The sequence below is a fragment of the Bifidobacterium thermophilum genome, assembly GCF_002846655.1.
GTDB lineage: Bacteria > Actinomycetota > Actinomycetes > Actinomycetales > Bifidobacteriaceae > Bifidobacterium > Bifidobacterium thermophilum.
Window position 1 is genome coordinate 201,231 of record NZ_PCGX01000008.1, and the last position, 14,428, is coordinate 215,658.

General features: G+C 61.9%; 10 protein-coding genes. 7 read left to right on the forward strand and 3 right to left on the reverse strand.

What is annotated here, in order from left to right:
- The first annotated feature begins 19 nt into the window (after positions 1 to 19).
- The 3 genes from CQR48_RS03575 (at position 20) to CQR48_RS03585 (ending at position 4,980) form a co-directional block, all read left to right on the forward strand.
- On the forward strand, positions 20 to 844 hold the full coding sequence (locus CQR48_RS03575) for a DUF4192 family protein (RefSeq protein WP_015450262.1): 825 nt from the start codon (positions 20 to 22) through the stop codon (positions 842 to 844).
- 131 nt (positions 845 to 975) lie between these two features.
- The gene (locus CQR48_RS09315) at positions 976 to 2,514 is read left to right on the forward strand and encodes an RNA polymerase sigma factor (protein WP_033492416.1); all 1,539 of its coding nucleotides are present in this window, start codon (positions 976 to 978) and stop codon (positions 2,512 to 2,514) included.
- 96 nt (positions 2,515 to 2,610) lie between these two features.
- Entirely contained in the window at positions 2,611 to 4,980 is a 2,370-nt protein-coding gene (locus tag CQR48_RS03585; protein WP_101452038.1) for a DNA gyrase/topoisomerase IV subunit B, read from the forward strand.
- 159 nt (positions 4,981 to 5,139) lie between these two features.
- Here the strand turns inward: CQR48_RS03585 and CQR48_RS03590 are convergent, their stop codons facing one another.
- Together CQR48_RS03590 and CQR48_RS03595 are read right to left on the reverse strand one after the other, a co-directional pair.
- The gene (locus tag CQR48_RS03590) at positions 5,140 to 6,309 is read right to left on the reverse strand and encodes a glycosyltransferase family 4 protein (RefSeq protein ID WP_101452039.1); all 1,170 of its coding nucleotides are present in this window, start codon (positions 6,307 to 6,309) and stop codon (positions 5,140 to 5,142) included.
- 50 nt (positions 6,310 to 6,359) lie between these two features.
- Entirely contained in the window at positions 6,360 to 7,934 is a 1,575-nt protein-coding gene (locus tag CQR48_RS03595; RefSeq protein WP_180334527.1) for a DUF4153 domain-containing protein, read from the reverse strand.
- A 181-nt stretch (positions 7,935 to 8,115) separates the two neighbouring features.
- Here CQR48_RS03595 and CQR48_RS03600 point away from each other — a divergent pair, with 181 nt between their 5' ends.
- From CQR48_RS03600 to CQR48_RS03610, 3 genes are all read left to right on the forward strand, one after another.
- Complete coding sequence (locus CQR48_RS03600) at positions 8,116 to 8,736, forward strand: DUF2975 domain-containing protein (RefSeq protein WP_101452041.1); 621 nt, start codon at positions 8,116 to 8,118, stop codon at positions 8,734 to 8,736.
- Positions 8,737 to 8,973 (forward strand): helix-turn-helix domain-containing protein, encoded by a 237-nt coding sequence (locus tag CQR48_RS03605; RefSeq protein ID WP_015450268.1) that lies wholly within the window; start codon positions 8,737 to 8,739, stop codon positions 8,971 to 8,973.
- 137 nt (positions 8,974 to 9,110) lie between these two features.
- Positions 9,111 to 10,307, forward strand: a complete 1,197-nt coding sequence (locus CQR48_RS03610; protein WP_101452042.1) for an MFS transporter — start codon at positions 9,111 to 9,113, stop codon at positions 10,305 to 10,307.
- Between the two features lie 96 nt (positions 10,308 to 10,403).
- Here the strand turns inward: CQR48_RS03610 and CQR48_RS03615 are convergent, their stop codons facing one another.
- Positions 10,404 to 13,082, reverse strand: a complete 2,679-nt coding sequence (locus tag CQR48_RS03615; RefSeq protein WP_015450270.1) for a DNA gyrase/topoisomerase IV subunit A — start codon at positions 13,080 to 13,082, stop codon at positions 10,404 to 10,406.
- Between the two features lie 87 nt (positions 13,083 to 13,169).
- Between CQR48_RS03615 and CQR48_RS03620 the strand changes: the two genes are divergently transcribed.
- Positions 13,170 to 14,387 (forward strand): alkaline phosphatase family protein, encoded by a 1,218-nt coding sequence (locus CQR48_RS03620; RefSeq protein ID WP_101452043.1) that lies wholly within the window; start codon positions 13,170 to 13,172, stop codon positions 14,385 to 14,387.
- Positions 14,388 to 14,428 lie beyond the last annotated feature (41 nt).

Below are 14,428 nucleotides of genomic sequence, written 5' to 3' on the forward strand. Positions count from 1 at the left end.
CCTGGGGGATGGGGGAACCATGGAAGACGACAACAAGGACGGCACACAGCCACAAATGAGTCGGCTGGTTTTCAACGCGTTGGCACGCTACTGGGAATGGACATATGAAAAGGGTGAGCCGCTGCCCGGGGCGGATGCCTCGCGGCTTTTTCCACGATACTGGTATTCGCAAGGGGGCCGCTTGCCGTTGCGGCGGTGGGAGGAGTTGCCCGAGCCGGAAGGGACGTGGAGGGCGTGGAAATCGCCCGGGCTGTTGCCTGAAGCCTGGGTTGACTTCCAGAATGCGCGATACCGGCGATTGCGTCATGAGGAAGGCGTTGTTATCGGCACTCGGCTGTGGGTTGGTGAGGCATTGCAGATGTGGCATCGTAACCAGCGTGAGGGAGGGTCGCACCTGCCTGCCGATGACCAGCTTCTGATCAGACTTGCGGTGGGGATGCGGCAGAATATCGCCATTCGTGACGCTCTGATCGTCTCGTCGGTCAGCATCGATCCGATTGATCAGGAGACGTTGCTGCGGTTCGCTGCGGAACCGTCCTGTCCCAGTAATGCAGTGACGATGGGCAGGCTGCTCACCGAAGCGTTCGACGAGCCCAAGGCCGTCCCGCGTATCGGTTGTCTGCGCGCCTCCGCGAAGATGCTTGATCGCATGATTGAACTCGTGCCGGTGTCCTACCGGTCGAATATCGCGGCGTGTCTGGCCTATCTGTTGTGGTGGGGAGACGATGAGCGAACGGATATCTTCGCGCGAATCGCCCTGCGTCTCGACCCCACGTGCACGCTCGCCGGCATCGTCATCGACGCGCTGGGCAACGGCACGAAACCGCAGTGGTGCTCCCTGTGACATCGTGTGCAGGCGGCAATATCTCGCCTCACTGTCGCAATTGCGCGGGAATATTCGTCCACGAAAGATGGTTAACTTCTATAGTTGACGATTTGCCCTTGCCATAACTGCGCCCTTCGTTTGGCCGCGGTATGGCGGGAACACGCAGGAGGATAAGTTTGGCCAAGGAAACGACGGCAAGCAAGAAGGACGCTGATCAGACCGAAAAGACCACATCCACCCGCAAGAGCGCGGCGAAGAAGGCTGCGACACCGGCCAAGGCGACCAAGAGGTCCGCAACGTCGGCATCCGCCAAGAAGACCGCGGCGGCGAAGAGTGCGAAGACATCGAAGGCGGCGAAGGCGTCGGGCGGTGAGAGCACGGCGCCGAAGGCCAAGAAAACGGCATCCCGCACGGCAACCGCTACCAAGACGCCGCGCAAGCGTACCGCCAAGCGCACAGAGCCAGCCGCCGCCGAACATGACGAGACGCAGCTCGACGACGAGGACGAGGACATCAACGACGAGGACATCGAGAACTTCGACGACCTCGACGAAGGCGACGATCCCGACAACCTTGACGACGACATCGATTCTGACGACGAGGATGACGAGGAGGGCGAGGACGACTCCGAGGATGACGAGGAGAACAAGCCCAAGCACCGCGAGCCCGAAGTCCTGCCGAAGGCCAAGGGCGCGTTCGTCATGCGCGACGACGATGACGATGACAACCTCACCCCGTCAGGCAACCCCAAGCGCCGTGTCATTGCGGCTGGGGCCACCGCCGATCCGGTCAAGGACTACCTTAAGCAGATCGGCCGGGTCAGCCTGCTGAACGCCGAACAGGAAGTCGATCTGTCCGAGCGAATCGAGGCAGGCCTGTACGCCCAGCATCTGCTGGACACCGAGAGCGAAGGCATGAGCTTCAAGCGCAAGCGCGAACTCAAGTGGGCCGCGGCTGACGGCAAGAAGGCCAAGGACCACCTGCTCGAGGCGAACCTGCGTCTGGTTGTGTCGCTGGCCAAGCGCTACACCGGCCGCGGCATGCTGTTCCTTGACCTTATTCAGGAAGGCAACCTCGGTTTGATCCGTGCGGTCGAGAAGTTTGACTGGAAGAAAGGCTTCAAGTTCTCGACCTACGCCACGTGGTGGATTCGCCAGGCCATCACACGAGCCATGGCCGACCAAGCGCGCACGATCCGCGTGCCCGTCCACATGGTCGAGGTCATCAATAAGCTCGCCCGTGTCCAGCGGCAGATGTTGCAGGATCTTGGCCGTGAACCTACGCCCGACGAGTTGGCACGCGAACTCGACATGCCGGTCGAGAAGGTGCAGGAAGTGCAGAAGTACGGCCGTGAGCCGATTTCCCTGCACACCCCGCTCGGTGAGGACGGCGATTCCGAATTCGGCGATCTGATTGAAGACACCGATGCTATCGCCCCGTCCGACGCCGTGGCCTTCTCGCTGTTGCAGGAGCAGTTCAAGCAGGTGCTGGAAACCCTGTCGCCGCGTGAGGCGGGCGTCATCAAGATGCGTTACGGCCTTGAAGACGGCCAGCCCAAGACGCTGGACGATATCGGGCGTGTGTACGGCGTGACCCGCGAGCGGATCCGCCAAATCGAATCGAAGACCATGTCGAAGCTGCGTCACCCCTCGCGTTCGCAGACCCTGCGCGACTTCCTCGACCAGTGACGTGACGCCGTATGTGTGCCGCTCATGATTGTCAGAGCGGCACGCATACGGACGGGCGACGGCGGGAAACGAAACGCAAGACAACGAATGGGGATTATGGCAAAGGAAAACTACAGCGCCGACAGCCTGACCGTGCTCGAGGGGCTCGACGCGGTGCGCAAACGCCCCGGTATGTATATCGGCACGACCGACAGCCAGGGCCTGATGCACTGCCTGTGGGAGATTATCGATAATTCCGTCGATGAGGCGCTCGCGGGCGCTTGCAACGACATCAAGGTGATCCTGCATACCGACGGCTCGATCGAGGTCGACGACAACGGTCGAGGCATCCCAGTCGATGTCGAGCCAAAAACCGGTCTGACGGGCGTCGAGGTCGTCCTGACCAAGCTGCACGCCGGCGCGAAATTCGGCAACGCCTCTTACAATGCGGCAGGCGGTCTGCATGGTGTGGGTTCGTCCGTGGTCAACGCGTTGAGCTCCCGTCTCGACGTCGAAGTCGACCGCAACGGCAAGACCTACCACATGGCCTTCCATCAAGGGCATCCCGGCGTTTACCAGGACGCCGACCCGTCCAAGCCATCGCCTGACTCCCCGTTCAAACGCACGCGCAAGAACCGTGCGACTGAGCTTGAAGTCATCGGCAAGGTCTCGCCGAAGACCACGGGCACGCGTATCCGTTACTGGGCCGACCCGGAGATTTTCAACGATACCGCGCGGTTCAGCTATGAGCAGCTTATCGATCGGGTTCGTCAGACAACCTTCCTTGTTCCTGGATTGAAAATCACCGTCATCGACGAGAACATCCCTGAAACCGGCGATGCATCCGTCGATGCGATGCTTGAAATCGACACGCCTCAGAACGCCGCGGGCATTGCCGGGAACACGCTCGGACACGATACCGAGGCAGGTATCGGCGACGTTGACAGTTCCGACGGCGCTGACAGTATCGACAAGGCAGACCATGCTGACGACAACTCCGACACCGGGCAAGTCGAAGATACTGCGGCGGACGACACCACCGACAATCGCGAAGCGCAGGCGGCAAGTCAGGCAGTCCTCGCATCCGCGGCGCGCCCCCACCGCAGGGTCGAGGAATTCCTCCACACCGGCGGCGTCAAGGATTTTGTCGACTTCCTGTCCAAAGGCGAACCGGTATGCGATATCTGGCGCATCAGCGGCGAAGACACCTATACCGAGGAAACACAGGCTGTTGACAGTAAAGGTGAATTGCACGCGCAGAACATCGAGCGCACCTGCAAAGTCGATATCGCCCTGCGCTGGGTCAACGGCTATGACACCACGTTGCGCAGCTTCGTCAACGTCGTCGAGACTCCGGGCGGCGGCATGCACGTCGACGGGTTCCTGCAAGGCATCACCAAGCAGATTCGCAAAACCGTCGAAGATAATGCGCGCAAGCTGAAAGTCAACCTCAAGGACGCCAAGACCCGCGTGGAACGCGATGACATCCTCGCTGGCCTGGTCGCGGTCGTCACCGTGCGTATCGCAGAACCGCAGTTCCAAGGACAGACCAAGGACGTGCTCGGCACGGCCCCGGTGCGCCCGATTGTCTCGAAGATGACCGAGCAGCAGTTCGGCGAGATGATTACCGGCTCGAAACGAGGCTACAAAGAGCAGTCCGGCAGGGTGCTCGAGAAGATTGTCGGCGAGATGCACGCGCGCATCCAGGCGCGCAAGACCAAAGAGGTCACCCGCCGCAAGAACGCGCTCGAAGCCGCATCCATGCCGGCGAAACTCTCCGACTGCCAGCCCGGCAACGACGATATCGCCGAACTGTTCATCGTCGAGGGCGATTCCGCACTTGGCACGGCGAAAGCCGCCAGAAACTCAAGCTTCCAGGCCCTGTTGCCGATCCGAGGCAAGATTCTCAACGTGCAGAAGGCGAGCCTGTCGCAAATGCTGTCCAACAAGGAATGCGCCTCGATCATCCAAGTGGTGGGCGCGGGTTCCGGCGCGAGCTTCGACCTGAGCCAGGCACGGTACAACAAGATCATCATGATGACCGATGCCGATGTTGACGGCGCGCATATCCGCATCCTGCTGCTCACGCTGTTCTACCGGTATATGCGGCCGCTGATTGAAGCCGGCCACGTATATGCGGCTGTCCCACCGTTGCATCGCATCGCGCTCGCTGGCAAGCACAAGGGCGAGTTCATCTACACGTATTCGGACGATGAGCTCTCCGGCAAGCTCGCCGACCTTGAACGCCGGCATATCGACTACAACCCCGACATCCAGAGGTATAAGGGCTTAGGTGAAATGGACGCCGACCAACTGGCGGACACGACCATGGACCCGCGCTCGCGCATGCTGCGGCGCATCCGCATGGAGGACGCGCAGAAGGCGGCGGGTATTTTCGACCTGCTCATGGGTGGGGAGGTGCCGCCGAGACGGCAGTTCATCGTCGAGAACGCGGACGATTTCGATCGCAGCAAGATCGACACCTGATTTGGCGCGCTTGGTGTCCGCCGGCGTGTGCGTGAATACCGCTGGCGGATGCCGGTATTACGATTGAGGCCGCATCGGGCCGGGTTTGCGGGCATCCCGATCCCCGCCTGTTGTGTGGCCTCAATCGTTGTATCGGGCTGTTCTGCGAAGGCTGTGTTCTCAGGCTGCCCGACCTGCCCGGCGCTTGGCAATCGCCTGCGCGTACACCTGTTCGACCTGGTCGGCAATGGTGCGCACGTCATAACGCTCAAGCAGGAGTTCCTCGCGTCGATGCACCTGTTTCGCCCATGCGGCATCATCGATGGCGCGCGCGATGCGTTGTGCCAGTATCCGCGCGGTTTCGCGCCCGCGCACGGGGAACAGCGCATCGGTGTCGCCCAGCAGTGTGGAATGGTATCCGGGATTGTCTCCAGCCAGCGTGACTTTCGCGCCCGAGGCGATTGCCTCCAGCAACACAATGCCGAAGGACTCGCCGCCCGTCGCGGGGAAGACAGCGACATCGGCGCTGCGCAACAGGGCGGGTTTGGCGGATTCCTCGATGAATCCGGTGAAGGTGACCGGCGTGTCGAACCCGGCGGCCCGGCGCCGGCATTCCTCGAGCAACGGGCCCTTGCCGGCCATCGTCACATGGGTGCCGGCGGGGAAGAGCCGATGTCGTTCGCCGTATTCGATTGCATCAAGCAGGATATCCGCGCCCTTGCGTTTGACGAAACGGCCGAGGAACACGATATGCGGGGCGATGGTGTCACCGTCCAATGTACCGACATTGACAGCGGCAGCCCGATCGCGCATCATGGCCACATCCACCGGATTGGCGATGACGCGTGCGTTCGTATGTGCGGTCAGCGCCGCATAGCGCGCCGCGACATCGGACACTGCGATGACTTCGTCGATGCGCCGGTGAGTGTGCGCGTTGATCGCCCCAAGCGCCAGCCCGCCGATGGCGGATAACGGATCGCTGACCGCGATATGGTAGGTCGCCACGACGCCGGTATTCGGCGACGCCGCCTTGAGCACCCGACCCGCCATGAACGGGCTGTAAGGCGCTTGAACGTGCAAGATGTCGAAATCGCCTTCCGCAAGCGTGCGTGCGATGAGCCGGCGGCTTGCCGGCAGGGGGATGCGCATGCGGTTCCCGTTCGCGCTCACCATCACGTTCCGTGACATGACGTGCGTATTTGGTACAGGGGAGTGTTCGGTCTGCCCGACCAGGTAATGCACGTCATGGCCGCGGCGGGCGAGTTCCTTGCCCAGGGTCACGATATGCTGCTGCACGCCGTCGAGCACGTCGAGCGTGTCATCGAATACGAATGCGATGCGGTAAGACATGGTCTCCAGTCTAGTGCCGTTCCGGCTGGACCGTGCTCAGCGGCTGGCGCTCATATCGCGTCGGTGATCTGACGCGCCTGATTGTAGGCGTCGATGATGTTGTTCGGATTCGACAGCACCAGTGCCACATACCATACGACCACGAGAATGAAACCGATGGTTGCCAGCGGCAGACGAGGCACGAACAGGCGTACGAGGCACAGGATGAGCACGGCGATGAGCATCCACATGAAGGTCAGGGATTCCAAACGCAGCCAGGTGAGCCCATACGCGCCAATGTACAAGTGCAGGCGCCACAGAGCCGAGGCAAGCATGACCCCGGTTTCGCCGATCAGCACGATGAGCATACCGGTCAGGGGAGCGGTGTGGCGTACCCGGCACAGGATCAGCGCGTAGCCGGCGAGGTTCACGCATACGACGGCGAGCAGCTGGAAGAATCCTTCCCGGGCGTACTGGGAGTAGGTGTAGCCGTCGGGCAGTTGCCTGCCACTGAACAGGAAGGCGAACTGGATCACGCAGAACATAGCGTACAGGACGAGTACCAGTGCGAGGACAACGGCGGCCACTGCCGTGTCGAAGGCGTGTTTGTCTTGGCTGGGCTGGGCGGCGGATGCGGTCGCCGGCGTGCACGCGTGCATGCGCAGCCGGTTGGTGACTTCGGTCTGCGCGAGGATGGACAGGCAGAAGGGGAACAGGAACACGATGATGAGCACGTGGCACACGAATTCGGAGATGTCGATCGATCCGATCATGCGGCGCAGCGCGTAATTGAACACCAGGTCGCTGGAAGCCAGAAGCGCTGTGAGCGCGACGAGCAGGGGAACGGCGACCACGATGATAAGCAGGATGCGGCGGGCTGTGGTCATTTGTCCAACATGCGACTCGCTGCGTGTACTATCGCTATCCGATGGGGTTGTATTGTCGTCATTCTTCGATGAGAATGCATGTATAGCGTGTTGGGCGTGACTGAGCGTCGAGCCGACCGCATTGAGTTTGGTGAAGGGAGAAATCCATCCAAGCAGCCAGCGTTTGACGGTCAGCCATGGGTGGTGGGGGTCGAAGCCGCCATCCGAGATTTGCAACGTCATCATCAACAGGCATGGAACGGCGAGGAAGGTGGTGGTCACCCAGCTGTCGTCGATTTTGCCGGCCGCATGCATCGCAATCGCATAGGCGCACAGCATCGCCGTGGCGATGGTGGTGAAGCACCACATGAGGCTGCGATGCGCGGTGCGGAAGAACAGGACGGTGACAGTGGCGATAACGGCGAGCCAGAACCCGTCGAACCATGGCGTATACGTGTTGGCGTCCGACCATGCGAACACGAGACGGTCGCACAGAATCGGCAGGATGATCGCCGCGCTGGTGATGGCGAGGAGCCTGCGGTCGGCCGGTGTCGAGCCGTCGGGGGCGGCGAGCGGGTCGTGTCTTGGTGCGAAGGGCACTGCGGGCGGGGTAGTGTACGGTGTGCCGGCAGCCCCGTGCGGATACGGCCGTGCCGGTGGCATGGGATGCTGCTGTTGCACGGGTCGAGACAATTGCTGCGCCTGTGTCTGCTGTGCCTGTGTTTGTTGGGTCTGATGTACTGGTTCGCCCTGATGCTGCGATGGTGTTGGCGATGTCATGGTTGCTCCTTCTCGACCTTGGATATCCTCATCGTAAGTATCGAATGTCGATACATGTCTATCGATAATCGATTTATCACAGAAATTACACATCGAGAAACGATATGTTTCTCTCGTTTATCGATACTGCTATGCTGGACATGCCGACGCGGCAACCGCCGTGTGAGGAAGGAAGGCATCCATGGCAATCGAACAGCCGCAGCATCCACGGCAGCACAATGGGAAGCCGTCTGTGCGCAGCAGACACAACGAACCGGCTGCGTTGGACGATCTGGGCGACAATCCATCCGCAGTGCAACAAGCCGCGGATTCAGACAGCGGCATCAGCCCGGTCGTGATTGTGGTACTCAAAGTCGCGCTGGTCGTATTCATCGCCATGTCCGTTGCCGCGCAGATATGGGCCCTGCCGCTTGTCGCACGGCGCAGCGCCCAGGACGCCCCGCAATACGCGCCATATGCGACCGGCTACCTGCTGGCGGTGATCGCAGCGCTCGCATGTTTCGAAATCGGTCTGGTCGCCGTATGGAAACTGGCGTCGCTGTCGGGCCGCGGCATCGTATTCACACATGATTCCCTGATCTGGGTCGATATCATCATCGCCTGCGTCAGCATCGCCGCAATCATCGCGCTCGCCTTGTTTGTGCATACCGCGTTCATCGCGCATCTCAAACCACTCGCCGTGCCGTTGGGTGCGCTGCTCGTCGCCTTGGGACTGTTCGCAATGCTGCTGCTCATCATCGTCCTGCGCGCCCTGCTGGTCTCGGCCACGGCGCAGCGTGACGAACTTCAGGCGGTGATTTGAATGGCGATCCAGGTCAATCTCGATGTCCTGCTCGCCCAGCGGGGTATGTCGGTAGGGGAATTCGCCAAAGAGGTGGGCATCACGCCGGCGAATGTCTCCGTGCTCAAGAACGGCCGGGCCAAGGCAATCCGCTTCTCCACGCTCGAAGGCATCTGCCGCACGCTCGACTGCCAGCCGGGCGACGTACTGCAATGGGTCCGCGAAGATGACGGGGATGATGTCGCGAACGAAGCCTGACTCCCCCTGCTTCTGCCGACGTTGAGCAGGGTGTGAGCGTCGGTGGAGACAGGGTGGTAACGTTCTGCCGACGTCGAGGGAGCCTCCCGGCGCAGACAATCATCAACTGGCACGGACCACGAGAGGAGAAGACCGGCGTGTTCAATCTGTTGCTTCCTGTAATCTACCTCGCTTTCATCAGCCTCGGCCTGCCTGATTCACTGCTTGGAGCTGCGTGGCCGTCCATGAACCAACAGTTCGGGGTACCGATGTCATGGGCGGGCGGCATATCGATGGTGATCTCCGCAGGCACCATCGTCTCCGCGCTCCTGTCGGATCGCTTGACGCTTCGATTCGGCCCGGGCGTGGTGACGGCGGCCAGTGTCGGACTGACCGCCGCGGCGCTGCTCGGATTCTCATTCGCGCCGAACTACTGGATCCTGCTCGCAATCGGCATACCGTATGGTCTCGGGGCTGGGGGAGTGGACGCCGCATTGAACAACTATGTCGCCCTACACTACGCGAGTCGGCATATGAGCTGGCTGCACTGCATGTGGGGGCTCGGCGCTACCGCCGGACCGTATATCATGGGCTTCGCGCTATCCCGCGGTCAAGGCTGGCATTGGGGGTACCGGTATATCGCCATTGTCCAGATTGTGCTGACCGCAATTATCGTGCTCAGCCTGCCGTTGTGGAAGAACAGACAGAACAACATGAGAGACAACGCGTCTTCCGCTACGGATGATGCCGGCGCCGTCGCAGCGCGAAAGCCGCTTGGTGCCCGCGGGGTCCTGCGAATCCGTGGCGCGAAGGCGATTCTTCTCATGTTCTTCTGCTATTGCGCCATCGAGCAGACCGCCGGGTTGTGGGCGAGCAGCTATCTGGTGATGTATCACGGGGTCGACAAGGTCCTCGCCGCGAGCTGGGCGAGTCTGTTCTACCTCGGGATTACTGCCGGCCGTGGCATCAGTGGATTCCTGACCATGCGGTTCGACGACCCTACGATGATTCGCATGGGACAGGCGATCCTGTTGATTGGGCTGGTGCTGATGGTACTTCCGTTGCCCGGAACGGTTCCGGCGTGCTGCGGCTTGGTGCTCGCCGGCGTCGGCTGCGCGCCGATCTATCCGTGTGTTATCCATTCGACGCCGGCGTATTTTGGAGCTGATCTGTCACAGGCCATTGTCGGCGTGCAGATGGCCTGCGCATACATGGGTTCTATGGTTATGCCGCCGTTGTTCGGCTTGATTGCGCAACACACATCCATTGCCACCTACCCGTGGTATCTGCTGGTTCTGCTCGCTGTGATGACCGCCATGCATGAGGTGCTTCGGCGTCAGCGTGCAGACGCCTGAACCGCGTGGGTATGAACGGCGAAGCTCGACTTCTTCTGCTTCTGCCGGCGCTGGGACGCTCCTCAGCGTCGGCAGAAGCAGAAAATAGGGTTCAGCTCAGCCGGCGAAGGCAATCGGGGCGGCGAGTTCGACACCCGAACCGTCGCGACGCATATCCGGCTTCGGCAACTCCACCGGGGTGCCGTGCTCTGTGCTTGCATGCAGTGGGTACATGCCCACCCAGGCGAACAGCAGCGCGTTCTGTCCCTTGAGGAAGCGCTGCGACCTCACGCCGCCTGTACCGCGGCCCTTGGTCGGGTACATTTCCAGCGGTGTGACCTTCGCTGCCCCGTTATCGGTTCCGGGCAGCGCTTCGGCATCGCCGGCAACCGTCAGCACCACCGCTCCGGACGCGGAGAACAGGCCATTGTCGCCTTCCTCATAGGTCCAGGCGATCTTGCCGGCCTCAATCGTGTTGAACGCGACCACATGGCAGCCTTCGGCCAGCCTGATGCCCGCCATGCCGCCCGCGGTACGCCCTTGCGGCCTGACATTGCCCGCTTCGTACGTGAGCAGCGAGGCATCGGATGATATGAACACCAGACGGTCCTCATCGGACGCCGGGGCAGCGAACACTACGCTGTCACCGTCCTTCAAATCGATGATGCCCCAGGAATCCATCGTGGTCGGCGATTCGCGGTTCCAGCGCTTGACTACGCCGTTGAGCGTACCGATGGCGAGCGGCGGCTGGTCATCCGACATCGACACAGCCGTCACCACTCGTTCCCCAATGACCGGGTCGGTGCTTTCCGTAGAACGCAGCAGTTCCTCGGCGTGCACTCCGCCGGCCGCCGACAGCGTGTCCTGCGCGGGCAGGGCGGGCAGTTCGGCCACATCCGCGAGCACCAGACGCCCGGCGGAGGTGACCAGACCATAGCGCGACCGGGTCGTGGTAGGGAACACCGTGACAATCTGGTCGTCCGCGGCGCGACGCCGGTCGTCTTCCATCCCGCCGGATGCATGGGATTTCCACACGTCGACGGCGCTCGCCGCGGTTCTAGCGATCAGCCCGGACGCGCTCATCATCACCGCGCACGGCGTGTCGTCCAGTTGCAGCGCCGCGGTCGCATCCTCTTCATTGCCGGCTTTGCGGGCAGCCGCTGCAGCGGCGACATCCTCCGCGGCTGCCGACACGCGGGATGCCGCATGGATGGCTTCCAACGCCGTGTCCTGCACCCCGTCCTCGTTGCGGCCTTGCACCGGGACAGGGGAGAGCGACCCGTCGGGATTGAGGTCGAGCAGCACCGTGCGCCGCGGCGTACCCCATTGGGCGACCGCCTGGTCCATTTCCTCGACCACCACACGGTCAAGCTCCTCGTCGGAGCCGAGAATACGTTCCAACTCCTCAATTTTGCGCTTGAGCTCGTCGCGCTCGGCCTCCAGCTCGATCCGGCTCATCTTGGTCAGTCGGCGAAGCCGCAAGTCGAGAATGTACTGCGCCTGCACCTCGTCAAGGTCGAACACCGCCATCAAACGGGTTTTCGCTTTGTCAGCGTCGTCGGAGGTGCGGATGACCTGGATCACCTCGTCGATATCCACCAGCGCGAGCAGCAACCCGTCAACCAGATGCAGACGCTCCAACGCCTTCTTGCGTCTGAATTCGCTGCGGCGCCGGATCACATTGCGCCGGTGCGCGATCCACACCTCGAGCATCTCCTTGAGACCCATGGTGTGCGGGCGCCCGTCGACAAGCGCGACGTTGTTCATGGTGAAGCTGTCCTCAAGCGGCGTGTGCTTGAACAGCTGCGCAAGCACGGCATTGGGGTCGAACCCGGTTTTGATTTCGATGACCAGCCGCGTGCCGTTATGCCGATCCGTCAGGTCGATTGCGCTGGAAATGCCTTCGATACGGCGGTTCTTCACACCTTCGGAAATACGTTCCAGCACGCGTTCCGGGCCGACCATGAACGGCAGCTCCGTCACCACAATCGCCTTCTTGCGGGCCGTCACATTCTCGATATGTGTCGCCGCGCGGGTGACGAACGCGCCACGGCCGGTCTCGTACGCCTGCCGGATGCCGTCACGGCCGATGATGATGCCGCCGCCCGGCCAGTCAGGCCCCGGCACATAGCGCATGAGCTCCTCAAGCGTGGCATCGGGGTGGCGCATCAGGTGTTTCGCTGCTTGGACGACCTCGCCCAGATTGTGCGTGGCCATATTGGTCGCCATACCGACGGCGATGCCGGACGCACCGTTGACCAGCAGGTTCGGGATGGCCGACGGCAGAACAGACGGTTCCTTGAGCTTGTTGTCGTAATTCGGGGTGAAATCAACGGTGTCCTCGTCGATGTCCGCGTTCATGCCGAGCGCTGCAGGCGCCAGCCTCGCCTCGGTGTATCGCGAGGCCGCGGGGCCGTCGTCAAGCGAGCCGAAATTACCGTGCCCGTCCACCAGCGGCAGACGCATCGCGAACGGCTGAGCGAGACGCACCATGGCTTCATAAATCGCGGAATCGCCGTGCGGGTGAAGCTTGCCCATCACCTCGCCGACCACACGGGCCGATTTCATGTATGGCCGATCCGGGTTCAGGTTCATCTGCCCCATCTGGTAAATGATGCGACGCTGCACGGGCTTCAAACCGTCACGGGCGTCGGGGAGAGCACGCGCGTAAATCACCGAGTACGCGTATTCGAGGAAGGACTTGCTCATTTCGTCCTTCAACGGCGTTTCGACGATGTTCTCCTTGACCGAACGCGGATCATACGACGGGCGTGCCGGTTTGCGGTGTGATGCCATGTGCTCTCCTTCACAGATAACCGGACTATTCTACCCTCAAGCCCACCCAGCATGCCATTTTCAGGTCGCGGTGCTTCAATGGTGCATATGAGTGTCGAAGTGCCGGATAGTGATGAATTGCTGCGATTGACGTCCCCTGCGGTCTATGGTGACGGCGGTGTGGCGCGCGGCGGGGCGCTTCACCTCTCATCGGTTTTGCCTGCGGTATCCGATGCGATCGGCAGCCCTGTGACGACCCGCGTCCACGCCGATCCGGCGGCCTTGCGCGACGCGATGGGCATGCCACGCGCCTCCAGTGTCATTGTCGTGCTCGTGGACGGTCTGGGCTACTGGAATATCGCGTCACGGATCGGACATGCCCCGTATCTGCGCTCGCTGCTCGCCGATAGTGTGAACAGCCGGCCTATCAGCACATGCTCGCCGTCCACCACGGTGGCGGCCATGGCGACCTTTGGAACCGGTTCCTGCCCGGGGCTGACCGGCATGACCGGGTATACGCAATGCAACCCCGCAACCAGGCAGTTGTGCCAGCTCATCCAGTTCCGCGACGCCCCCGACCCGCAGGATCTGCAACGGATGCCGACCGTGTTCGAGACGCTTTCCGGTCGCGGTGTGCGGGTGACCAGTGTCGGGCTGCCGAAATTCTCGAATTCCCCGCTCACCCGTGCCGCGTTGCGCGGGCCGGACTACCACGGCAGCATCAGGCCGACCGACCGGGTGCGATTGGCGTGCGAGGCCGCCCGGGAGCCGGGGCTGACATACCTGTACATCAGGGACACTGATAAGGTCGGGCACAATTACGGGTGGAATTCCGACCATTGGATTGCAGCATTCGAGGGGGTGGACGCGCAGTTGCATCTGCTGCGTCGGCGTGCGCCCCGGGGCACGCTGATTGTCATTACCGCCGACCACGGCATGATCGAGGTCGATCCCGATCAGCGTATCGACATCGCCGAGCAGCCTGATCTCGCCCGTGGGGTGCGTCTGGTCGGCGGCGAGCCGCGCGCGGTCATGCTGTACACCGAGGACGACGCCGACCCCGATGAGGTTGCGGAACGCTGGCAGAACATCCTCGGGGAGCGTGCCGTGGTGCGTACGCGGGCGCAGGCTATCGCCTCGGGGATGTTCGGACCTGTTGATGACCGGGTCAGGCCCATGATTGGTGATGTGCTCGTCCATGCGGCGGGGCGCGTGACCATCGTGGATTCCAGAACCCAGACCGATAAGGCGACCCGGCTGCCGAGCGTCCATGGTTCGCTCAGTATGGCCGAGTCGGATATCCCGCTGTTGATGGACGTGGCGTGAGTGTCGATTGTATACGCGAAGTGGGGGAGCGGTTTTTATAC

Coding starts and splice junctions, on each gene's coding strand:
- CQR48_RS03575 (WP_015450262.1), top strand. CDS start 20: ATGGAAGACGACAACAAGGACGGCACACAGCCACAAATGAGTCGGCTG.
- CQR48_RS09315 (WP_033492416.1), top strand. CDS start 976: ATGGCGGGAACACGCAGGAGGATAAGTTTGGCCAAGGAAACGACGGCA.
- CQR48_RS03585 (WP_101452038.1), top strand. CDS start 2,611: ATGGCAAAGGAAAACTACAGCGCCGACAGCCTGACCGTGCTCGAGGGG.
- CQR48_RS03590 (WP_101452039.1), bottom strand. CDS start 6,309: ATGTCTTACCGCATCGCATTCGTATTCGATGACACGCTCGACGTGCTC.
- CQR48_RS03595 (WP_180334527.1), bottom strand. CDS start 7,934: ATGACATCGCCAACACCATCGCAGCATCAGGGCGAACCAGTACATCAG.
- CQR48_RS03600 (WP_101452041.1), top strand. CDS start 8,116: ATGGCAATCGAACAGCCGCAGCATCCACGGCAGCACAATGGGAAGCCG.
- CQR48_RS03605 (WP_015450268.1), top strand. CDS start 8,737: ATGGCGATCCAGGTCAATCTCGATGTCCTGCTCGCCCAGCGGGGTATG.
- CQR48_RS03615 (WP_015450270.1), bottom strand. CDS start 13,082: ATGGCATCACACCGCAAACCGGCACGCCCGTCGTATGATCCGCGTTCG.
- CQR48_RS03620 (WP_101452043.1), top strand. CDS start 13,170: ATGAGTGTCGAAGTGCCGGATAGTGATGAATTGCTGCGATTGACGTCC.